Annotated in this window: 19 protein-coding genes; 4 read left to right on the top strand and 15 right to left on the bottom strand. The window is 70.3% G+C overall.

All coding sequences use genetic code 11. The features are described from left to right. Position 1 precedes the first annotated feature (1 nt). The 8 genes from ABG085_RS09645 to ABG085_RS09680 all read right to left on the bottom strand — a co-directional run bounded on the left by ABG085_RS09645 (position 2) and on the right by ABG085_RS09680 (position 8,116). Positions 2-1,363, bottom strand: a complete 1,362-nt coding sequence (locus tag ABG085_RS09645) for a deoxyguanosinetriphosphate triphosphohydrolase (protein ID WP_347975534.1) — start codon at positions 1,361-1,363, stop codon at positions 2-4. After that, positions 1,353-2,519, bottom strand: a complete 1,167-nt coding sequence (dusB, locus tag ABG085_RS09650; RefSeq protein WP_347975535.1) for a tRNA dihydrouridine synthase DusB — start codon at positions 2,517-2,519, stop codon at positions 1,353-1,355. Before dusB ends, ABG085_RS09645 begins: the two co-directional genes overlap by 11 nt. A 155-nt stretch (positions 2,520-2,674) precedes the next feature. Then, positions 2,675-3,355, bottom strand: a complete 681-nt coding sequence (locus tag ABG085_RS09655; RefSeq protein WP_347975536.1) for a DsbA family oxidoreductase — start codon at positions 3,353-3,355, stop codon at positions 2,675-2,677. Between the two features lie 62 nt (positions 3,356-3,417). After that, positions 3,418-4,419 (bottom strand): hypothetical protein, encoded by a 1,002-nt coding sequence (locus tag ABG085_RS09660; RefSeq protein ID WP_347975537.1) that lies wholly within the window; start codon positions 4,417-4,419, stop codon positions 3,418-3,420. Next, positions 4,419-5,243: a hypothetical protein gene (locus ABG085_RS09665; RefSeq protein ID WP_347975538.1), complete on the bottom strand. Its 825-nt coding sequence runs from the start codon at positions 5,241-5,243 to the stop codon at positions 4,419-4,421. Before ABG085_RS09665 ends, ABG085_RS09660 begins: the two co-directional genes overlap by 1 nt. Positions 5,244-5,335: 92 nt before the next feature. Next, positions 5,336-6,148, bottom strand: a complete 813-nt coding sequence (locus tag ABG085_RS09670; protein WP_347975539.1) for an isoprenyl transferase — start codon at positions 6,146-6,148, stop codon at positions 5,336-5,338. After that, complete coding sequence (recO, locus tag ABG085_RS09675) at positions 6,145-6,885, bottom strand: DNA repair protein RecO (RefSeq protein WP_347975540.1); 741 nt, start codon at positions 6,883-6,885, stop codon at positions 6,145-6,147. Before recO ends, ABG085_RS09670 begins: the two co-directional genes overlap by 4 nt. Before the next feature lie 7 nt (positions 6,886-6,892). Beyond that, entirely contained in the window at positions 6,893-8,116 is a 1,224-nt protein-coding gene (locus tag ABG085_RS09680; protein WP_347975541.1) for an aminotransferase class I/II-fold pyridoxal phosphate-dependent enzyme, read from the bottom strand. Positions 8,117-8,215: 99 nt separating this feature from the next. On the opposite strand from ABG085_RS09680, the gene ABG085_RS09685 reads away from it, so the two are divergent. Together ABG085_RS09685 and ABG085_RS09690 are read left to right on the top strand one after the other, a co-directional pair. After that, positions 8,216-8,683 (top strand): MarR family transcriptional regulator, encoded by a 468-nt coding sequence (locus tag ABG085_RS09685; RefSeq protein WP_347975542.1) that lies wholly within the window; start codon positions 8,216-8,218, stop codon positions 8,681-8,683. Beyond that, on the top strand, positions 8,680-9,333 hold the full coding sequence (locus ABG085_RS09690) for a hypothetical protein (RefSeq protein WP_347975543.1): 654 nt from the start codon (positions 8,680-8,682) through the stop codon (positions 9,331-9,333). The genes ABG085_RS09685 and ABG085_RS09690 overlap by 4 nt, the downstream gene beginning before the upstream one ends. A gap of 43 nt (positions 9,334-9,376) precedes the next feature. Here the strand turns inward: ABG085_RS09690 and ABG085_RS09695 are convergent, their stop codons facing one another. After that, positions 9,377-11,008 (bottom strand): GTPase, encoded by a 1,632-nt coding sequence (locus ABG085_RS09695; protein WP_347975544.1) that lies wholly within the window; start codon positions 11,006-11,008, stop codon positions 9,377-9,379. Beyond that, positions 11,008-12,987, bottom strand: coding sequence for a dynamin family protein (locus ABG085_RS09700; protein ID WP_347975545.1), 1,980 nt, complete (start codon positions 12,985-12,987; stop codon positions 11,008-11,010). The genes ABG085_RS09695 and ABG085_RS09700 overlap by 1 nt, the downstream gene beginning before the upstream one ends. Before the next feature lie 93 nt (positions 12,988-13,080). Here ABG085_RS09700 and ABG085_RS09705 point away from each other — a divergent pair, with 93 nt between their 5' ends. Further along, positions 13,081-13,767: a TRIC cation channel family protein gene (locus tag ABG085_RS09705; protein WP_347975547.1), complete on the top strand. Its 687-nt coding sequence runs from the start codon at positions 13,081-13,083 to the stop codon at positions 13,765-13,767. Positions 13,768-13,870: 103 nt separating this feature from the next. Here the strand turns inward: ABG085_RS09705 and leuA are convergent, their stop codons facing one another. Beyond that, the gene (leuA, locus tag ABG085_RS09710) at positions 13,871-15,631 is read right to left on the bottom strand and encodes a 2-isopropylmalate synthase (protein WP_347975548.1); all 1,761 of its coding nucleotides are present in this window, start codon (positions 15,629-15,631) and stop codon (positions 13,871-13,873) included. Between the two features lie 259 nt (positions 15,632-15,890). On the opposite strand from leuA, the gene ABG085_RS09715 reads away from it, so the two are divergent. After that, the gene (locus tag ABG085_RS09715; protein WP_347975549.1) at positions 15,891-16,520 is read left to right on the top strand and encodes a hypothetical protein; all 630 of its coding nucleotides are present in this window, start codon (positions 15,891-15,893) and stop codon (positions 16,518-16,520) included. Positions 16,521-16,535: 15 nt separating this feature from the next. On the opposite strand, the gene era is transcribed toward ABG085_RS09715, so the two are convergent. The 4 genes from era to ABG085_RS09735 are packed head-to-tail and all read right to left on the bottom strand — an operon-like array spanning position 16,536 to position 20,351. Continuing rightward, positions 16,536-17,498 carry a GTPase Era gene (era, locus tag ABG085_RS09720; protein WP_347975550.1) on the bottom strand — a complete coding sequence of 321 codons (963 nt, stop codon included), beginning with the start codon at positions 17,496-17,498 and terminating at the stop codon, positions 16,536-16,538. After that, positions 17,495-18,856 (bottom strand): hemolysin family protein, encoded by a 1,362-nt coding sequence (locus ABG085_RS09725; protein ID WP_347975551.1) that lies wholly within the window; start codon positions 18,854-18,856, stop codon positions 17,495-17,497. Before ABG085_RS09725 ends, era begins: the two co-directional genes overlap by 4 nt. Next, entirely contained in the window at positions 18,853-19,323 is a 471-nt protein-coding gene (gene ybeY, locus ABG085_RS09730) for an rRNA maturation RNase YbeY (protein WP_347975552.1), read from the bottom strand. The genes ABG085_RS09725 and ybeY overlap by 4 nt, the downstream gene beginning before the upstream one ends. After that, a complete protein-coding gene (locus ABG085_RS09735; RefSeq protein WP_347979163.1) occupies positions 19,320-20,351 on the bottom strand; it encodes a PhoH family protein in 1,032 nt (343 codons plus the stop codon). The genes ybeY and ABG085_RS09735 overlap by 4 nt, the downstream gene beginning before the upstream one ends. Positions 20,352-20,392: the final 41 nt, after the last annotated feature.

Here is a 20,392-nt window from a genome sequence, read left to right on the forward strand (position 1 = left end):
ATCAGCGCACCTCGGACGGATCGCGCATGGTGCGCGCCGCGGCGTCCATCGGCCGGGCTCCCGGCGCCCAGACGCCGACGGATGCCGCATCAACCTGCCCGATGAGGGACCCGTGCCACGCGATCGCCAGCTGGTCGGTGAGGCTCGCCACCTGATCGACGATGACCCGCCGGCGTGCGCCATCCGTCTCGGCCGCGGCGAAGTCCTCCGCGTGCAGCGGGTCCAGCGCGTCGGGTCGCTCCCAGAGCGCGGTGGCGACGCGCTTGAGCAGGCGTCGCTGCTCTTTGTAGAGGTCCTTGCGTCCCTCGATCGAGACGACCGCTGCGCCGATGATGCCCTTGAGCACCGCCATCTCGGCCTCGACGATGCGGGGCACCACGAGGTGCCCGCGGTAGCGGGTCAGCACGGAGGTCGCGTACGACTCCCGGGTGGCCATCGTGGCCGCGCGCGCGAAGCGGCCGATGAGATCGGAGGTCAGGTTCTTGAGCCGCGCCAGCGCCGGGCGCGTGCCGTCGAACGAGTCGATCCACTCGGGCATCCGGGTCAGGCGGAACAGGGCGTCCTCGAGCTCGTCCCGCGCGAAGTCGAAGCCGACCCACGACTGGATCGCGGTGAGGAGCCACTGGTGCTCGCGCGGATCCACGAGGCGCGCGGGGTCGAGGTAGCCGTTGACCACCGCATCCTCGAAGTCGTGCACGGAGTAGGCGATGTCGTCCGAGAGGTCCATCACCTCGGCCTCGATGCAGCGCACACGGCCCGGCGCCTCGGCGCGCAGCCAGCGGAAGACCTCTTCGTCTTCGGGGTACACGCCGAACTTCAGCCGCCCGCCCGGGTCGGGCAGCGGGTGGTCGGCCGTCCACGGGTATTTGCAGGCGGCGTCGAGGCTCGCGCGTGTGAGGTTCAGCCCGAAGCTGCGACCCTCGGCGTCGATGACCTTGGGTTCGAGCCGCGTGAGGATGCGCAGCGTCTGCGCGTTGCCTTCGAACCCGCCGAAGCCCTCGGCCCACTCGTTCAGCGCCCGCTCGCCGTTGTGGCCGAAGGGCGGATGCCCGAGGTCGTGGCTGAGGCAGGCGGTGTCGACGACGTCGGCTGCGAGATCGAGCGCCGTCGCGAGTTCGCGCCCGACCTGCGCGACCTCGAGCGAATGGGTCAGGCGGTTGCGCGCGAAGTCGGCCGGGCTCGCGGGACTGAGCACCTGCGTCTTCGCGGCGAGACGCCGGAGCGCCGCGGAGTGCAGCACTCGGGCTCGATCCCGCGCGAAGTCGTCGCGCTGCGACCGGTGGCGCTCGGGAAGGAAGCGGGCGGCATCGGCGTCGTCGTACCCCGCTGGGCGGTCGGACGCGCCCGCCACGTCACCCGCCACTGTGGTCGAGTTCCGCTTCGGCGAGGGCGGTGGATGCCGCGGCCCCGAGCTCGCGGGAGTTCAGCCAGCCGTCGGGCAGGGCGGGGCGCTTGGGGGTGCCCGCACGACCGCGCTGCCCCTCCGCCGCCGCACCCGGGTAGGGGGCGTCGAGTTCCATGGTGGCGAGCAGATCGTCGATCTCGGCGAGGGTGGATGCGGTCGCCAGGCTCGCTCGCAGCTCGCCACCCACCGGGTAGCCCTTGAAGTACCAGGCGACGTTCTTGCGGATGTCGCGGCAGCCGCGGCCCTCGTCCTCGAAGAAGTCGACGAGCAGCTCCGCGTGCCGGCGGAAGGCGCGCGCGACGAACCCGAGGGTCGCATCGACCGGCGCGGCGGGTGCGGCGCCCGGGTTGCCGAGAGCGCGGGCGAGGTCACCGAAGAGCCAGGGTCGCCCGAGGCAGCCACGACCGACGACGACGCCGTCGCAGCCGGTCTCGTCCATCATGCGGACGGCGTCCTCGGCCGACCAGATGTCGCCGTTTCCGAGGACGGGGACGCTCGTGACGGCCTGCTTGAGTGCGGCGATCGCCGACCAGTCGGCGTTGCCCGAGTAGAACTCCGACGCCGTGCGCGCGTGCAGTGCCACGGCGGCCACGCCGGCGTCCTCCGCGATGCGGCCGGCGTCGAGGTAGGTGAGGTGATCGGCGTCGATGCCCTTGCGCATCTTGACGGTGAGCGGGATGTCGCCGGCGGCGCGCGCAGCGCGCGTCACGATGTCGCGGAACAGCCCGAGCTTCCACGGCAGCGCCGCTCCCCCACCCTTGCGGGTCACCTTGGGAACGGGGCAGCCGAAGTTCAGGTCGATGTGGTCGGCGCGATCCTCCTCGACGAGGAGGCGCACGGCGGCCTCGGTCGTCGCAGGGTCCACGCCGTAGAGCTGGATCGAGCGCGGCTTCTCGGACTCGTGGTGCGTGATCAGGCGCATCGTCGTGGCATTGCGCTCGACGAGGGCGCGGGTCGTGATCATCTCGCTGACGTAGAGGCCCGCTCCGTACTCGCGGCAGAGCCGCCGGAACGCGGTGTTCGTGATGCCCGCCATCGGCGCCAGCACGACGGGCGCATCGAGTTCGATGGGCCCGATGCGCAGCGTGCGCGCGGGAGCGAGGGCAGTCGTCACGACTCCATTCTCTTACAGGAATCCGTCCCTTGGCTGAACGGACCGCTTCCCTGTGGCATCGTCGCCGTCATCGACGCCGATCCGTCCGGAGATCCGCAGTCGGAGAACGGGCCCGGCGCGAGAGATCGCGACGAGCCCGTTCCGGCGGTCGGGGATCAGGCGTCGGCGACGGCGGGCTCGCGGTGCTCCGACCAGACCTGGCGCACGATCTGCGCGAAGGCCTCGGCGGGCTGAGCGCCGGACACGCCGTACTTGCCGTCGATCACGAAGAACGGCACGCCGTTGATGCCGTACGCCGTGGCCTGCGCCTGGTCGGCTCGGACGGCGTCGAGGTAGCGGCCGCTCTGCAGGGCCACGCGCGCGGCGTCGGCGTCGAGTCCGGCATCCGTGGCGAGCTCCACGAGCTCGTCCTCACGCCCGAGGTGACGGCCCTCGGTGAAGTACGCGGCCATGAGCCGCTCGGCGAGCTCGTGCTGGCGGCCCTGCCCCTTGGCGAAGTGGAGCAGCTCGTGAGCCTTGACGGTGTTGGTGTGCTTGAGGAGGTCGAAGCGGTACTCGAGGCCGGCGTCGGCGGCGACGCCCGTGACGCGCTGGAGCATCTGCTCGACCTGCTCGCGCGGCATGCCCTTGTGCTTCGCGAGGAAGTCCAGCTCATCGCCTTCGAAATCCACGGGAGTGTCGGGCGAGAGCTCGAACGAGTGGAAGGTCACCTCCACGGCGGGGGCGTCGTCGTCGGCGGATGCCGCGGCCAGCCCGTTCTCGAGGTTGCGCTTGCCGATGTAGCACCAGGGGCAGGCGATGTCGCTCCACACGTCGATCTTGATGGCGTCCGTCATGCTCAGGACAACCGCCCGCGTCCGCGCTTCTATTCCGCCGAATGCGACGTCAGGCGGAATGCTCAGTTCGTCGGCGGGTCGGCGTCAGGCACGAACCGGAATCGCACGCGCACATCGTCGTACGGCACGACGATGGTCGAGGCATCCGGTGACCACGCGTCCGGCACCAGGTACAGCCGGCCTCCACCCTGCGCGAGCAGCCGGAGGCCGAAATAGCGGTAGTCGAACGTGGGCTCCCCTGCGGCGGGATCTTCGGTGGTTGCCTCGTCGCCGAGCTGCTGGAACGTGATGTCGTCGTTGCCGGGGTAGAGCCGCTCGCGCGTGTCGAGGACCACCGCCGGCAGCGTGCTGAGGTCGGCCGCGAGCGACCGCGCCTGCCCGAGACCCCACCACTGCGCAATGGTCGCCGTCGACCAGAACGTGCCCGCGATCATCACGAGCACGAGCAGTACCACGACGCCCCGGCCGCCGCTCGCGCTGTCCAGGGCGCGCACGGTCGACGCCGCGTAGGCGGCGAGGCCCGCTCCGATTGCGAGGAACAGCGGCGTCAGCAGCTGTCCGTAGGTCCATCCGGGGAGGAACGGCACCACGAAGGCCAGTGCGAGACCGGCGAGCACGAACGCGATGCCGGTCCACGCGACGGTTCCGATCACGCGGCGCTGTGTGGCCCGCTGCTGCACCACGAGCCACTTCCGCAGCGCGCGGTGGCCGAGGATCGCCAGGACCGCCAGCAGAGTGAGCACCATGACGGGGACGAACAGCGCTCCGGGGCTGCGCATGACGAACTCCTCGGAGCTCAGTCCGATGATGTCGACGTCCACGCCGAAGTAGCGGAAGAACTCGCGCGTCGAGACGTAGCCGAAGTAGAACAGCAGCGCCGTGACCAGGGTGAGCGGTGCCACGAACGACGACAGGAACCCCATCCACTTCTCGAAGCCCAGTCCGGTCTCGCGGCGCGGTGCGGCGGCGGGGTCGGGCGGGGTTGCGGTGGTGTTCGTCGTCTGCGCCGCGGGCGCGCCGACGGCCGACTGCGCCGGCCGCCGAGTGCGCGCGCGGCGAGCCATCACCCGCTCCCCTCCTCCTGCTGATCCTGGTCATGCTCCTGCTGGTCCTGCTCCTGCTGGTCCTGTTGATCCTCGTCCTGTTGATCCTGATCCTGATCCTCGTCCTGATCCTGTTGATCCTCGCCCTGATCCTGCTGATCCTGATCCTGATCCTGATCCTGATCCTGGTTCTGCTCCTCGTCGTCCGAGACGTCCGGGTCCTCGACGATGATCGCCGGTCCTGGGATCACTTCGCGAGCGGCGACGATGTCGCAGATCTCGGCGGTCGGGCACTCCAGAGTGCCCACGAAAGTGATCTTGGTGCCGTCCTGGAAGTCACTTCCAGGACGGAGCACGAGACTGCATGTGATCTCGGACTCGTTCGCCTCGACGGTCATGTCAAGGCAACCGCGGTCGGCTTCCCGCGAACCGCAGACCTCGCTTTTCACCGCGAGGCCGGGGCGGTCTGTCACCGCGCTCTGGAAGGTGAAGCGGACGCCCTCCGGGACGTCCCCGCCCCAGAAGACCTTGATGGTTTTGCACCACATGCCCGCCTCGATGATCTCGGCGACGCCCTGGTCACCGTAGGCCGGGCCGCCGTATTGGGCGACGGGCCCGGTGCGCACACGATCCTGCGCCGGGTCCTCTCCCCCGTCCGCGTCGCCCTCACCGTCGTCGCCTCCACCGTCGTCGGTGGGCGTGGCATCCGGAGATGGACGGGGACTCGCGGTCGTCGTTCGGTCTGCGCCCTCCTCGGTCACCGGGGTGTCGCATCCCGACAGAGCGAGCAGCAGGACGATGCTCAGGCCCGCGGCAATGCCGACCCCAGGTCGTGACAGCGCCATGATGCGCCTCCTGACCGGCCGCGTCCGCGGCTCACGTCAATGATGAGGGCGCTGGGGCTCGCTGGATACCCCGACCGCGTGCCGGGCTGGAATCAGGAGGCCGAGGCGTCGGGAGCGTCGACGGCGCCGCCGAATCGGCGGTTGCGACCGAGGTACGTGTCGATGCCGTCCCACAGGTCTTCGCGGCTGAAATCCGGCCACAATGTGTCGAGGAAGACGAACTCCGCGTACGCCGACTCCCACAGCAGGAAGTTCGACGTGCGCTGCTCGCCGCTCGAGCGCAGGAAGAGGTCGACATCGGGCATGTCGGGGCGGTACAGCCGTCGCTGGATGAGCTTCTCCGAGACGGCCGACGGCTTGATCCGGCCCGCCGCGACGTCGTCGGCGATGGAGCGCATGGCGTCGACGAGCTCGATGCGGCCCCCGTAGTTGACGCACATGGTCAGGGTCAGCACGTCGTTGCCGGCCGTGAGGCGCTCGGCGAACTGCAGCTCTTTGATGACGCTCGACCACAGCCGCGGCTTGCGTCCCGCCCACTGGATCCGCACGCCCCATTCGTTGAGCTGATCACGGCGGCGATGCAGCACGTCGCGGTTGTACCCCATGAGAAAGCGCACCTCTTCGGGCGAGCGCGACCAGTTCTCGGTCGAGAACGCGTACACCGAGAGGTGCTTGACGCCGGCCTGGATGGCTCCGGCGACGACGTCGAGAAGGGCGGCCTCGCCCGCCTTGTGCCCCTCGATGCGGGTGAGACCCCGGCGATTCGCCCAACGGCCGTTGCCGTCCATGACGATCGCCACGTGGTTCGGCACGGCGCCGCGGGGGTACTCGGGCGGGTACACGCCGGTCCAGTCCAGCGGGCGATACGGCACCGCGTCGCGATGCGTGTAGGGCTTGGGAGTCACCGAGGGCCTTCCTGCGGGGCGGAGACGTGCGAGAGCGAACGGATGCCGCGCTCCAGGTGCCACTGGGCATAGGCCGCGATGAGGCCCGAGGCGGCAGCCGTCGAGCCGGCGGAGGCGGCATCCACCACGTCCCACTCCCCTGCCATGAGCGACTGCAGGAGGGAGACCGTGGCCGAGTCGACGCGCGCGGCCCCGGTGGGCGCGCAGTCGCGGCAGATGATCCCGCCCTGCTGTGCGACGAACGTGTCATGGGGGCCACTGCGTCCGCACCGCGCGCACTCACCGAGGCCTGGCGCCCACCCCGAGAGCGCCATGGCGCGCAGCAGGTAGGAGTCGAGCACGCTGCGAGACGCGTGCTCGCCACGCGAGAGCGCCCGCAGGCCGCCCACGAGAAGGAGGTACTGCTGCGGCGTCGCCTCGGCCTCGTTCAGCCGGTCCGCCGCCTCGACCATCGCGTGGGCAGACGTGTAGCGGTCGTAGTGCGCCACGATCTCGGCACCGTATGAGCCCAGCGACTCGGCCTGCTGCACGATGTCGAGCGAGCGGCCCTGGTACAGCTGGACGTCGGCGACCATGAACGGCTCGAGCCGCGCACCGAAGCGCGACGACGTGCGGCGGACCCCCTTCGCGACCGCGCGCAGCTTGCCGTGGCGGCGGCTGAGCATCGTCACGATCCTGTCGGCTTCCCCCAGCTTGTGGGTACGCAGGACCACGACTTCATCGCGGTAGGTGGGCACCCGTCAATTATGGATGCGGTCTCCCCGGTAGGGGCGCTGACGCCCCGGCGGCCGTGGTGCCGAGCCCCGCGGCGATCTCCGTGAGATCGGGCAGCGCCCGGTCGATGGTCTCCATGGTGGCGGTGAGCGACATCCGGAAGTGGCGCGGCTGGTCGAAGAGCGTCCCGGGCATCACGTAGATCCCGCGTGCCGCGAGGGCATCGCAGAAGGCGGCCGCGTCGCCGCCCGGCGCTTCGCCCCACAGGTAGAAAGTGCCCTCGGGCCGGGTGACGCGCACGCCCGCATCGGTGAGCGCGCCGTACAGCCGATCCCGCTTCCGGGCGAGTTCGGCCATGTCGAGCGACACCGACTCGAGCGCCGGCACCGAGTACTGCATGACGGCGTCGGGGAAGCCCCATCCGATCGCGAGACCCAGGGGCATGAGCGCAGCGCGCAGTTCGTCCCGTTCGGCCGCCGGGATGAGCGGCGACAGAGCGAGGTACCCGAGGCGCTGTCCCGGTGCGAGCAGCACCTTGCCGTAGCTGTAGTCGATGACCGTCCACGGGTACGAGCCGGCGGGGCTGGCGAAGGCGACGCCGTCGAAACGGATGCGCCGATACGGCTCGTCGGAGACGAGCCAGATGCGGCGACCGTGCGTGAGAGATGCCTGTTCGAGCACGTCCGCGAGCGCCCGCCAGGTGTCCTGCGAATAGACGCGTCCGGTCGGGTTGGCCGGAGAGTTGACGACGACGAGCCGCGTCCGCGGGCCGATCGCGCGAGCGATCGCGTCGACGTCGAGATCGAACGTCTCGGCATCGAGCGCGGCGCGGACCGGGACGAGGTTCGCGGCCTCGAGCATCGGCTCGTAGCAGAACCATCCGGGTACGGGGATGACGACCTCGTCGCCCGCGTCCGCCAGCATCGCGAACGTCAGCGAGAGCGCGCCGAACGCGCCTTGGGTCATGGCTATGTCGTCGGGCTCGAAGTCGAGGCCGAGCTCGGTGCGCAGGCCCGCCGCGATCGTCTCCTGCGCGACCCTCTCGCTCGACTTGTACGCGAACCAGTCCACCGATCGCGGCTCGACCTGCGCCTGGATCGCCGCGGTCAGCCCCGGGAGCGCCAGCTCGTGCGGGTTGCCGAACGTGAAATCGAGAGCGTCGGCGTCGTCGGCCGTCGCCTGGATGCGTGCGAAGTACGCCGTGACGACGTCGACCGACGCCTTCGCTCGTTTCGCGCGATCGGACATGGCCATCGCCATCGCTTCTCCCCAGTGCTGCGTCGCCCCTCCGCAAGGATCCCAACGGACGCTGCGTGGGTCAACCCCGGAGGAACATAATGTAGTCTGTTCACTATGTCCGGCACGAAGATCCTCGACACCCTGCTCGCCCTGTCGCAGGTGCTGGAGGCCGATCAGGCGGCCGAACTGGAGCGGCGCGGACTCACCCAGCCCCGCACCCATCTGCTGTGGGTGCTGTACCACGGCGGGCCGGTGACCCAGGCTCAGCTGGCCGAGGCGATCGGCGTCACGCCGCGCCACGTCACGACGCTCGTCGACGCGCTGGAAGCGACGGGCTTCGCGCGGCGGGAGCCGCATCCGTCCGATCGCCGCGCCGTGCTGGTGCACCTGACGGAACGCGGACTCTCGATCATGCAGGCGATGGATGCCGAGCACGAGTCGCTCGGCAGCGATCTGATCGCCGGGCTGGACGACGAGACCGTACGCGTCACGGCCGACGCTCTGCAGCATGTCCTGACCACGCTGCAGCGCCTCGTCGCCGAGCATGCGGCACGGCAGGACGAGCGAGTGGAGCACGCATGAGCACCCCGACCACGACCCAGACGCCGCGACCGACGCCCGCGTCGTTCGGGCAGCGCCTACGACGTCTCGCCGCACTCGCGTGGCGCGCCGAGATCGGGATCTGGCAGAGCCTCTACCGCTGGATCTTCCGCCGCCCGCGCGTCCCCGCCGGGGCCACCGGGTTCGCGTACCACTCCCCCGTCTTCACGATCCTGATGATCTTCATCGTGCTGTCTGCGGTGGAGATCCCCATCATCGATCTCATCGTCCACCCGTGGCCGTGGGTGCGCATCCCGCTTCTGATCCTCGGGATCTGGGGGCTCACCTGGATGATCGGCCTCGCGCTGAGCTACCTCACGCGTCCCCACGCCGTCGGTCCGGACGGCATCCGTGCGCGCGTGGGCGCGGACGTCGATGTCGACCTGCCGTGGGAGGCGGTGGCGTCGGTCGAGCGGTCGCGCGACGTCGCCGAGAAGGCACCGAAGCTTCGCGACGAGGAGCACGGGCGCACGCTGTCGCTGCGCATGGCGAACGAGACCAACATCCTCATCGTGCTCGAGAAGCCGGTGCGCACGAGGCTGTCGGGCAACGCGGTCGAGATCGATGCGGTGCGGCTCTGGGCCGACGACGTCGACGGCTTCCTGCAGGCGGTCCGCACGCACATCCCCTGAGTTCGACGCCCGCTCGCCGGCCCAGGCGTCCGCGCCGCTTTGATCAGCGCGCGGCGCGGCGGGCTGCCTCCCGCGCCGTCGTGAGCGCCGTGAGCTCGGCGTCGACCTCGTCGAGGATCTCGTCATGCGCGACTGCCGCGATGCCGTCTCGCAGCCGCCCGGCCACGCGGGCGGCTCGTCGCCGGGCGCCCGCCCGCACTGCGAACGCCGACGCGACGGCGAGCATGAGGCCGAGCGCCGCACCCGCCACCAGCAGCAGGGTCGGCCAGGGCACGTCGAACTCGCCCACCGCCAGCATCGGCACGAGGCCCTCCGTCGGCATCCGGAGATAGTCCAGAAGGGCGAGCAGCCCGAGCCAGGCGCCCCCGGCGATGGCGACGGCGAGCAGCAGCCACTGCATCACGTTCGCCACACCCCACCAGCGCGCGCTGCGCACTTCGACTGTCCGCACGATCGCGCGGTCGACGGAGTCGACGATGCCGGCCGAGGCCGCGACAGCGCGGGCGTTGACGCGTTCCTGCGCGCCGCCGGGAAGCGCCGCGGCGGCGGCCGCGACGTAGGTGCGGGTGGCGGTCGCGACCTGTGCGCGAACGGCCGGGGATGCCGTCGGAAGCGACGAGCGGATGAGCTCCGAATCCGCAGGCGCGTCCACCTCGCGCCGGCGCTCGGGTGGGCGAAGCCCCAGTGTGCGCAGCGGGTCGGCGCGCAGCGCTCGCACCCAGCGCGTCGGTGGCCACCCGGTGCGGGCGAACCCGTCGCGCAGGCTCGAGTCGCGCACCGCGTCGACGACGAGAGGAATGCCGGCCGCATGCTCAAGTGCGTCGACGAGGCGGCGGCGGGCGTCGGCCAGCGCGCGTGCGTCCGGCGCCGTGCCAGGAAGGGCGGCGAGCAGCTCGGACGCCGCGTGACGCACATCGGCCGTGAGACGCGCGGTCGACGCCTCCCGCCGGTCGACGGCACGCGCGATGAGGGCTTCGAGCTGGGGCACGCCTTCGCCGCTGTGTGCGGACGCGCCGAGGATGCGCGCCCGGAGTCCATCGGCCTCCACGAGGCGCGTCAGGTCAGCCAGGCACGCGGCAGCGTCTTCGTGGGTCAGGCGGTCGAGCTGGTTGAGCACGACGACCACCGAGTCCTCGTGACCGGCGAGGGGAATGAGGTAGCGGGAGTGGAGGACCGCGTCGGCGTACTTCTGCGGGTTGGTGACCCACACCAGCAGATCGGCTCGTTCGGTCACGTGGTCGGCGCGCACCCTGTGCTCGGTGACCACGGAGTCGTGGTCAGGCAGGTCCAGCAAGACGAGGCCTTCGGGGTGCCTCGATGAGACGTCGAGTTCGTGACGCTCCTTCACTCCGAGCCAGTCGAGGAGGGCGGCCGAGCCGGCTGCGATGTCGGAGGACTCGGCGATGGCGGCAAGGGGGAACGCGGTCGTGGGGCGCTGCTGGCTCGTGCGGGCGAGGTCCGCTCCGGTGAGGAGATTGAACAACGTGGACTTGCCCGTGCCGGTCGCCCCTGCGAGTGCGACGACCGTGTGCTCGGCCGACAGCTGCGAACGCTCCCCCGCACGCTGCAGGGCCAGCCGCGCAGCGGCGATCACCTCGTCGGCGATCCGTCCCTCCGCGGCGTCGGCCGCGACACGCAGATCCGCGGCGCGCTGGGAGAGTGTCGTCCGCGCCATCAGCCCTGCCTGCCCAGCAGCCGCTGCCAGAATCCGGGCTTCCTCGGCTCCTCCGCGGGGCCTGGCGTCGCCGGTGCACCGGATTCCTCGGCGCTGACGCCTCGCGCGGCGATGTCGACGCCACGAAGGTGCGCGCCACGGAGCGCGGGCACGGGACTCGCGGCGCGCGGGGCGTTCACCACCCGCGCGCGGCGTTCCTCGGCGGATGCGCGCCTCAGCTCCTCAGCGGCATCCCGCAGCTCGTCGCCTGCCGACTCCGAGATGGCGAGAGCCGTGACCGCCGTGAGAGCGATGGAGGCGTCGGCATCGAGCAGAGACCCCAGGCGCCGGGTGAGTCGCTCGGATGCCTCGGCCGTGAGCCTGCGGACGGCGTCGTCGCCGAACACGGCTTCGAGCACCTTCTGTGCGAGCAGCGCCGTCCCTCCGGCGACTCCGACCTCGATGCCGGTGAGGCCTCCCGTGCTGCCGAAGACGACCAGCATGAGAGCCACGCCCAGACCGTTGACGCCGAAGCTCAGTCCCCTGGCCAGGCCGCGGCGGTCCGCTCCCTGTTCCTGCACGATGGCGAGCACGTCGCCCTGCCATGCGCGGATCTGCTCGGCGATCGCCGATCTGAGGTCGGCCGTGCTGACGCCCGTCACCCCCGCCGTCGCTCCGGCGTCCACGAGGATCCCCGCACCGGCCGGGTCGCTGCGCCAGGCGGAGCGCACCCGTTCCCGTGCCGTCTCCATCGCATCGATCGTGATGGCCTCGAGTCCGCTGGCGATCGCGAGCTCGACCGGCTTCGCGTCGGGTTCCCCGCCACGGAAAAACGAGACGACGGCGTCGCGGGCGCGGCTCACGCCGCGTTCTATCGAGCGCATGAAGGTGCTTGCTCCGACGAAGTCCTGCCATCGCGTGAGCACCTCGCCGCGGAGCATCGCGCCGTCTGTCGTCGCCGTTGCGATCTGCGACGACGCTTCGGCGTACGCGGCCTCGACGATCTGCCGAAGGCGCGCCGCGGAGGCCGCCTGCCCGTCGGCGGCGGCGGCGACACCCCGCACGGCCTCCGCGAGATCGGTCAGGACCCCGTCGCGCGTGGCGAGCGCCACATCATCACGGGCGTCTGCGCTTCCGCCCAGGTCGGTGAGCCACCCCGAGATGTCGGCGACGGCTGCTTCGGGGAGCAGTCCGTCGGGATCGAGCCGGGCCTCGGGCACGACGAAGAGCGGCGCGTCGCCGAGGTCGTGTTCGAGCATCATGCGACGGAGGTCCGACACGACGGCGTCACCGCCCGCGTCGACGCGGTCCAGGACGAGGGCCAGCTGGGCGTGGCGCGCTGCGGCTGCGCGCAACAGCTCCCATGGGACGGCGTCGGCGTAGCGCGCCGCCGTCGTGACGAACAGCCAGAGATCCGCGGCCGCCAGCAGCTGTGCGGCGAGTTCCCGGTTCGCGACCTCCACGGAATCGATGTCGGGCGCGTCGAGAAGCGCGAGCCCCGGGGGCATCCCGGCGAAGGGGGCGAGCCGGAGCGCCCGCACGCCGGACGCCGCGGTGCCGTCACGCTCGTCGACGGAGGATCCTCCGGAGGCCACGGTCGTGTGGATGCGCGTCAAGGTCGGAAGGATCCGCTCGGGCGCGAACCACGGTGCGTCGGCGGGGTGGTGCACGAGGACCGGCGAGCGGGTCGTCGGCCGCAGAACGCCCGGGGTCGTGAGGGCGGCGCCCAGAACGGAATTCACGAGGGTCGACTTGCCCGCGCCTGTCGATCCGCCGACGACGACCAGGAGCGGGGCTCCGTCCGATCGCAGCCGCGGCAGGAGGTAGTCATCGATCTGCGCGAGGATGTCGTGCCGACGCGATCGAGCCTCCGCGACGCCGGCTCCCTCTAGCGGCAGCGTGGCAGCGCTGAGCCGGCCGCGCACGACGTCGACCGCACTGATGAGGCGGCCACGGGCGTGGGCCGCGGCATCTCTGCTCCCGTCGTCGCCGTCCGGCATGTCCCCATCCTGCACCACGTGTCCCTCCGCGTGCCCGCACACGCTCGCGCGGGGCACCCGGCATCTTGCGCCTCCGGACGCGACAATGGAGGGGTGGACGAGCCTGTCTTCGTGATCCCCTTGTGGGCCGACCTCATCGCCGTGGGCCTCGGCGGCATCCAAGGCGCCCTCTTCGCCTCCGGGTTCCGCGGTCAGCGGCGACTCGACCTGCTCGGAGTCGCCATCATCGGGATCGTGGTGGGCATGGGGGGCGGTCTCATCCGCGATCTGCTGCTGAACGTGACACCCACCACCCTGCAGAGCAACTGGTATCTGCTGACCGCGACCGGTGCGGCACTGTTCGGGATGCTGCTCGCCGGTCTGTTCCAGCGGCTCAACGCGGTGATCCTCGGTCTGGACGCACTGGTCATCGGGCTGTTCGGCGCCTTCGGCACCAGCAAGGCCCTCGCGGTCGGGCTGCCGCTCGTGCCGGCCGTGTTCGTCGGGGTCTGCGCGGCGGTCGGCGGCGGCATCCTGCGGGACATGATCATGGGGCTTCCCGTCGCGATCATGCACGTCGGCTCGCTCTACGCGGTGGCCGCGGGGGCCGGATGCCTCGTCCTGGCGCTCTCGCACGAGCTCGGCGCGAACCTGGTGGTCGCCGCCGTGATCGGGATCGCTGTGACCACGGTGATCCGCCTGCTCGCGGTGATCTTCGACATCTCTCTGCCGGAACAGCGCGCGCTGTATCGGCGTAAGGTCGCCGTCGAGACGTCGGCGATCCCGATCGTCAAGCCCTGAGCGGGGCTCGGCCCCCTCGGCTGCCGGCGTCCGAAAGCAGGCCGAACGCACACCGACGGGTGCACGCGGGGATCACCCGCGCACACCCGTCGACGGTTCGCGCTCAGACGGCCGCGAGGGCCCCGGAGCGCTGCCGCGTGCGGATGGCGCGGTTCACGCCCGACACGATCGCTTTGAGCGATGCGGTCGAGATGTCCGAGTCGATGCCGACGCCCCAGAGGCGCTCACCATCGACCTGCAGTTCGATGTACGCCGCGGCCTGGGCGTCGCCACCGGCGCTGAGGGCGTGCTCGACGTAGTCGTAGAGCGTCACGTCGAATCCCTGTGCGCGGATGATCTCGAGGAACGCCGCCACCGGGCCGTTGCCCCGGCCGGATGCCTCGAACCGGTCGTCGCCGTCACGCAGCGTGATGTCGAGCGCGACGTCACCCGACAGGTCGCTGCGAGTGCTCGTCGCCAGCAGCTCGAAGCGGCCCCAGCGCTCATCCGCGACCTCGGCAGGCAGGTACTCGTCGGTGAAGATCTTCCAGATCTGGTCGCTCGTGACCTCGCCGCCCTCGGCATCCGTCTTGGCCTGCACGACACCCGAGAAGTCGATCTGCAGCTTGCGGGGCAGATCGAGCGAGTGGTCGGTCTTGAGCAGGTACGCGACCCCGCCCTTGCCCGACTGCGAGTTGACGCGGATGACGGCCTCGTAGGAGCGGCCCAGGTCCTTCGGGTCGATGGGCAGGTACGGCACGGCCCAGTCGATGTCGTCGACGGTGACACCGGCCGCGGCCGCCCGTGCCTCCATCGCCTCGAAGCCCTTCTTGATCGCATCCTGGTGCGATCCGCTGAACGCGGTGAACACCAGGTCGCCCGCCCAGGGGCTGCGCTCATGGACGGGGAGCTGATTGCAGTACTCGACGGTGCGCTTGACCTGGTCGATGTCGCTGAAGTCGATCTGGGGATCGATGCCCTGCGTCAGCAGGTTGACGCCGAGCGCGACCAGGTCGACGTTGCCGGTCCGCTCGCCGTTGCCGAAGAGGCACCCCTCGATCCGGTCGGCGCCGGCCATGTAGCCGAGCTCCGCCGCGGCGATCGCGGTGCCGCGGTCGTTGTGGGGGTGCAGCGAGAGGATCACGTTCTCGCGGTGCGCGAGGCGACGGCTCATCCACTCGATCGAGTCGGCATAGACGTTCGGAGTCGCCATCTCGACCGTGGCGGGCAGATTGATGATGACCTTGCGCTCGGGCGTCGGCTCGAAGATCTCGATCACCTGGTTGCACACGTCGACCGCGAACTCCAGCTCGGTGCCGGTGTAGCTCTCGGGCGAGTACTCGTAGAACACCCGCGTCTCGGGGATGCGCTTCTCGAACTCGCGGCACAGCCGCGCGCCCTCCAGGGCGATGTCGATGATGCCCTGCTCGTCCGTGCGGAAGACGACCTCGCGCTGCAGCACGCTGGTCGAGTTGTACAGGTGGACGATCGCCTGCTTGGCGCCGGCGATCGACTCGTACGTGCGCTCGATGAGGTGCGCACGCGCCTGCGTCAGCACCTGGATGGTGACGTCGTCCGGAATGAGGTTCTCTTCGATGAGCTGACGCACGAAGTCGAAGTCGGTCTGGCTCGCCGAGGGGAAGCCGACCTCGATCTCCTTGTAGCCCATCCGCACGAGGAGATCGAACATGACGCGCTTGCGCTCGGGGCTCATCGGATCGATGAGCGCCTGGTTGCCGTCCCGCAGATCGACGGCACACCAGCGCGGTGCGGTGGTGATCCGCTGGCTCGGCCACGTGCGGTCGGGCAGGTCGACGGCGATCTGCTCGTGATACGGCAGGTACTTGTGGACCGGCATGCCGGACGGCTTCTGGTTGTTCTCCATGATTGATCGCTTCTCTCGTCTGTTCGAGCCGACGACCCGGTCGGGGTGGCTCGATGCCTGATGATGCGGGCCGAACGAAAGCTCCGCGACGAGGAAGGCCCTAGAACGAGGTCTCGTCGCGGCGGCTAAGAAGGAGAAGCCCGCCGAAGCGCATGCAACCAGGCTACACCCGGTCTTGCGCGCAGCGCGAACCCCAGACGGGCGGCGGCCGAGGCATCCGTCTCTGAGACGATCGTGTCGCATGCGACACCATGTGGGTATGAGAGGTCTGCGCCGTCTGCTCGGCATCGCCGCCATCGCCGTGTCCATCCCCCTCGTCGCCGCATCCTGCGCCAGCGCGGATCCGGGGAGCACGCCTGCGTCGCCCTCACTCGGCGCCATCACCCCCGTTCCCCCGGCGGGCGAGGTGTCTGCGACGGGCACCGTGCTCGAGGTGTCGGGCGACACCCGGCTCTGCCTGGGACCGGTGGCGGAGTCGTACCCTCCGCAGTGCACGGGGATCCCGCTCGAGGGCTGGACGTGGGACGACGTCGAGGGCGCGGAGTCGTCGGGCGACGTGACCTGGGGCGCGTACGCCGTCCGCGGCACCTACGACGGCACGACGTTCACCGTCACCCAGGATCCCATCCTGCTCGCGCTGTACGACCCGCTCCGTCCCGAGGATCCGACGGGTGGCAAGCCGGGCGCCGGCGACGAGTCCGAGCTCGCCGCGATCCAGGAGGAGCTGCCCGATCGCCTCGGCGACGCCTACCTGAGTTCGTACCCGCAGGACGGTTGGCTGTGGGTCGACGTCGTCTGGGATGACGGCAGCTGGCAGGATGCCGCGGACGCGGAGTACGGCGAGGAGACGGTCATCATCCGGTCGGCGATCACGCCGACCGGCGGGTGAGCCGCGGACACCGCGTCAGAAGCCGAGGCGTCCCAGCTGCTTCGGGTCTCGCTGCCATTCCTTCGCGACGCGCACGTGCAGCTTCAGGAAGACCTTCGTGCCGACCAGCGGCTCGATCTGCGCGCGAGCACGCGCGCCGACGTCGCGCAGGCGTGAGCCCTTGTGGCCGATGATGATCGCCTTCTGACTGTCGCGCTCGACGATGAGGTTCGCGTGGATGTCGGTCATCGAACCCGTGTCGCGCTCGGAGATGTCCTCGATCGTGACGGCGATGGAGTGCGGCAGCTCGTCGCGCACGCCCTCGAGCGCCGCCTCGCGGATGATCTCGGCGATGCGGTCCTCGGTCGACTCGTCGGTGACGACGCCGTCGGGGTAGAGCGCCGGGCCCTTGGGCATGAGGACGAGCAGCTCGTCGGTCAGCACGTCGAGCTGATCACGGGTCAGTGCCGAGAGCGGAATGACAGCGGCCCAGTCCTCGCGCAGCTGGTCGACCTCGATCAGCCTCTCGGTGATCTCTTCGCGGGTCGCGGCATCCGTCTTCGTCACGATCGCGACCTTCTTCGCGCGGCCGTAGCCGCCCAGCGACTCCGCGATGCGACGGTCGCCGGGACCGACCTTCTCGGTGGCGGGCACGCAGAAGCCGATCACATCGACATCGCCCAGCACCTGCTCGACGAGGTCGTTCAGACGCTGCCCGAGCAGGGTGCGGGGCTTGTGGAGGCCCGGCGTGTCGACGATCACCAGCTGGCCGCCCGGGCGGTTCACGATGCCGCGGATGGCGCGCCGCGTCGTCTGCGGCTTGTCGCTGGTGATCGCCACCTTCTCGCCGACCAGGGCGTTCGTGAGCGTCGACTTGCCGACGTTCGGGCGGCCGACGAAGGTGACGAAGCCCGAACGGCCGGCGGGGGACCCGGGCTCGGGGGTCGACCCCGCAGCAGCGGCTGGCTCGACGGCCGGGGTGGCGTCGTTCTCGGTCATGGAGTGTCTTCCTTCTTCGGCAGCCGGATCTCGCCGGTGCGGGGGCTCGTGATGCGGATCTCGCCCGTGCGAGGCCGGCCGTTGCTGCCGGCAGGGTCGAGGGCCGGGTCGCCGCGTTCGACGAACACCGTCGAGATGCCGCGGCCGCGTCCGCGGGATGCGCCGCCGGTGAGCACCAGGCCGGCGTACTCGGCCGTCGCGCCCGGCTGGGGCACTCGACCGAGCGCCTTGCCGAGTAGGCCGCCGATCGAGTCGACGTCATCGTCCTCCAGTTCGAGGCCGAACAGATCGCCGACCTCGTCGAGACCGAGACGCGCGCTCACGCGGTAGTGACCGGGCTCGAGCTCGGTTACTTCCTCGGCCCGAGGGTCGTATTCGTCCGAGATCTCACCGACGAGCTCCTCGATGAGGTCTTCGAGCGTGACGAGTCCCGAGACGCCGCCGTACTCGTCGACCACGAGGCACACGTGCACCGCGTCGCGCTTCATCTGCTGCAGCAGCGTCTCGGCCTTCATCGACTCGGGCACGAACACGGCAGGTCGTGCGATGCGCTTGATCGGGGCATCCCGCCACCCCGTCTCGTCGCGGAAGCCGAACTGCACCAGGTCCTTGAGATACAGCACTCCGACCACGTCATCGGCGTCGTCGTCGACGATGGGGACGCGTGACACGCCCTTCTCGAGGAACACCTTCATCGCCTCGCGGGTCGACGTGGACGCGTCCACGGTGACCATGTCGGTGCGCGGCACCATGACCGCTCGCACGAAGGTGTCGGTGAAGTCGAAGACCGAGTGGATGAGCTCCCGGTCGTCCTGCTCGATGAGCTCGTTCTCCGCGGCCTCGTCGATGATGCTGAGCAGCTGCTCCTCGGACGCGAACGACGACCCGCGCGAACCACCCGGCGTGATGCGGGTGCCGAGGGCGACGAGGCCGTGGGCGAGCGGACCGAGGATGATCCTGACTCCGCGGATGACGGGCGCCGCGCCCCGCAGCAGGGCCTTGGCGTGCAGCCGGCCCAGAGTGCGCGGGCTCGCGCCCACGACGACGTACGACACGCCGGTCATCAGCACCGCGGCGGCGAGCATCGCCCACCAGATGTTGTTGAAGAGGTCGGTGAACGCGACCGTCACGAGCACGGCCGCGGTCGTCTCTGCGAGGACGCGGATGAAGATCACCGCATTCGCGTGCGCATCGGGATCGGCCGCGATCTTGCGCAGCGCCTCGGCGTTGCGGTCCCCCGCGCCGAGCTCGGCGAGGTCGGCGCGCGAGGTCACGCTGAGGGCGGCGTCGATCGCGACCATCAGGGCGCCGAACGCGAGCAACAGCGCCGCCGCGATCAGGAGGAGCGCAGCGGTCATGTGCGGGGTCGTCGACGCTCGGACGCCTGGAACGAGGTGATGAGCTCGCGCTGCAGTCCGAACATCTCACGCTCCTCCTCGGGCTCGGCATGGTCGAAGCCCAGCAGGTGGAGCAGGCCGTGCGTGGTGAGGAGGATCAGCTCGTCGAGCGTCGAGTGCTTGGCGGCCGCGGCCTGCGTCTCGGCCACCTGCGGGCACAGCACGATGTCGCCGAGCAGCCCGGGAGGCGTGGGGGCGTCCTCGGTGCCCGGACGGAGCTCGTCCATCGGGAAGCTCAGCACGTCGGTCGGCCCCGGCTCGTCCATCCACTGCACGTGAAGTGCCTCCATGGCACCCTCGTCGACGAGCAGGATCGCGACGTCGGCGTCAGGGCTCACGTGGAGCTCCGCGAAGTTGTGCTCCATGAGCCGGAGCAGGACGGTCTCGTCGACGGCGATCCCGGATTCGTTGCCGATCTCGATGGTCATGAGCGTCCTCGCTTCGGAAGGTGGTCACGGGGTCCGCTGCTGCGGGGTGCGGCGGCCCGTCGCTCCGCGCGGTTCGCGAACTCGGCGGCCTCGTCCCGCTCGCGGCGAGCGGCGAGGCGGTGCTCGTCGTACACGCTGTAGGCGTCGACGATCCGCCCCACCAGCGTGTGTCGGACCACGTCGTCGCTGGTCAGATACGCGAAGTGGATGTCGTCGATGTTGTCCAGCACCCGGGTCACCAGGCGCAGACCCGAGGCGCCCTGGGGCAGGTCGATCTGCGTGATGTCGCCGGTGACGACCATGCGCGTGCCGAAGCCCAGCCGCGTGAGGAACATCTTCATCTGCTCGGGGGTCGTGTTCTGCGCCTCGTCGAGCACGACGAACGAGTCGTTCAGCGTGCGTCCGCGCATGTACGCCAGCGGTGCGACCTCGATGGTGCCGGTGGCCATGAGCTTGGGCACGAGCTCGGGGTCCATCATCTCGTTGAGCGCGTCGTAGAGCGGCCGCAGATACGGGTCGATCTTGTCGGTGAGCGTGCCGGGCAGGAATCCCAGCCGCTCCCCCGCCTCGACGGCGGGCCGCGTCAGGATGATGCGGCTGACCTCCTTGCGCTGGAGCGCCTGCACGGCCTTCGCCATCGCCAGGTACGTCTTGCCCGTGCCGGCCGGACCGATGCCGAACACGATGGTGCTCTCCTCGATCGCGTCGACGTACGCCTTCTGCCCCAGGGTCTTGGGGCGGATGACGCGACCGCGCGACGACAGGATCGCCTCGCCGAGCACCTCGGACGGCCGTGGCCCGCCCTCCGTGCGGAGGATGCGGTTCGACGAGGCGACGTCCTCCTCGCCGAGCGCGTGCCCGGCCTTCGTCATGGCGAGCAGCTCGTCGACGAGCGTCCGCGCCGCGGCGACGGCGCCGGCCTCGCCGGTGAGCGTGATCTCGTTGCCGCGCACGTGCACGTCGACACCGGGGTGCTCCCGTTCGACGACCCGCAGCAGACGATCCTGCGGACCGAGCAGCTGCACCATGGCGACGCCGTCCGCGTAGATGCGCTCGATCGTGCTGCCGC

Origin of the sequence: Microbacterium sp. ProA8 (assembly GCF_039905635.1) — a bacterium.
In the GTDB taxonomy this organism is placed as follows: domain Bacteria; phylum Actinomycetota; class Actinomycetes; order Actinomycetales; family Microbacteriaceae; genus Microbacterium; species Microbacterium chionoecetis.

Coding starts and splice junctions, on each gene's coding strand:
- ABG085_RS09690 (WP_347975543.1), top strand. CDS start 8,680: ATGAGCACCCCGACCACGACCCAGACGCCGCGACCGACGCCCGCGTCG.
- ABG085_RS09700 (WP_347975545.1), bottom strand. CDS start 12,987: ATGCCGGACGGCGACGACGGGAGCAGAGATGCCGCGGCCCACGCCCGT.
- ABG085_RS09695 (WP_347975544.1), bottom strand. CDS start 11,008: ATGGCGCGGACGACACTCTCCCAGCGCGCCGCGGATCTGCGTGTCGCG.
- leuA (WP_347975548.1), bottom strand. CDS start 15,631: ATGGAGAACAACCAGAAGCCGTCCGGCATGCCGGTCCACAAGTACCTG.
- ybeY (WP_347975552.1), bottom strand. CDS start 19,323: ATGACCATCGAGATCGGCAACGAATCCGGGATCGCCGTCGACGAGACC.
- ABG085_RS09680 (WP_347975541.1), bottom strand. CDS start 8,116: ATGGCCATGTCCGATCGCGCGAAACGAGCGAAGGCGTCGGTCGACGTC.
- ABG085_RS09735 (WP_347979163.1), bottom strand. CDS start 20,351: ATGGTGCAGCTGCTCGGTCCGCAGGATCGTCTGCTGCGGGTCGTCGAA.
- ABG085_RS09725 (WP_347975551.1), bottom strand. CDS start 18,856: ATGACCGCTGCGCTCCTCCTGATCGCGGCGGCGCTGTTGCTCGCGTTC.
- ABG085_RS09715 (WP_347975549.1), top strand. CDS start 15,891: ATGAGAGGTCTGCGCCGTCTGCTCGGCATCGCCGCCATCGCCGTGTCC.
- ABG085_RS09655 (WP_347975536.1), bottom strand. CDS start 3,355: ATGACGGACGCCATCAAGATCGACGTGTGGAGCGACATCGCCTGCCCC.
- ABG085_RS09660 (WP_347975537.1), bottom strand. CDS start 4,419: ATGGCTCGCCGCGCGCGCACTCGGCGGCCGGCGCAGTCGGCCGTCGGC.
- ABG085_RS09685 (WP_347975542.1), top strand. CDS start 8,216: ATGTCCGGCACGAAGATCCTCGACACCCTGCTCGCCCTGTCGCAGGTG.
- ABG085_RS09665 (WP_347975538.1), bottom strand. CDS start 5,243: ATGGCGCTGTCACGACCTGGGGTCGGCATTGCCGCGGGCCTGAGCATC.
- era (WP_347975550.1), bottom strand. CDS start 17,498: ATGACCGAGAACGACGCCACCCCGGCCGTCGAGCCAGCCGCTGCTGCG.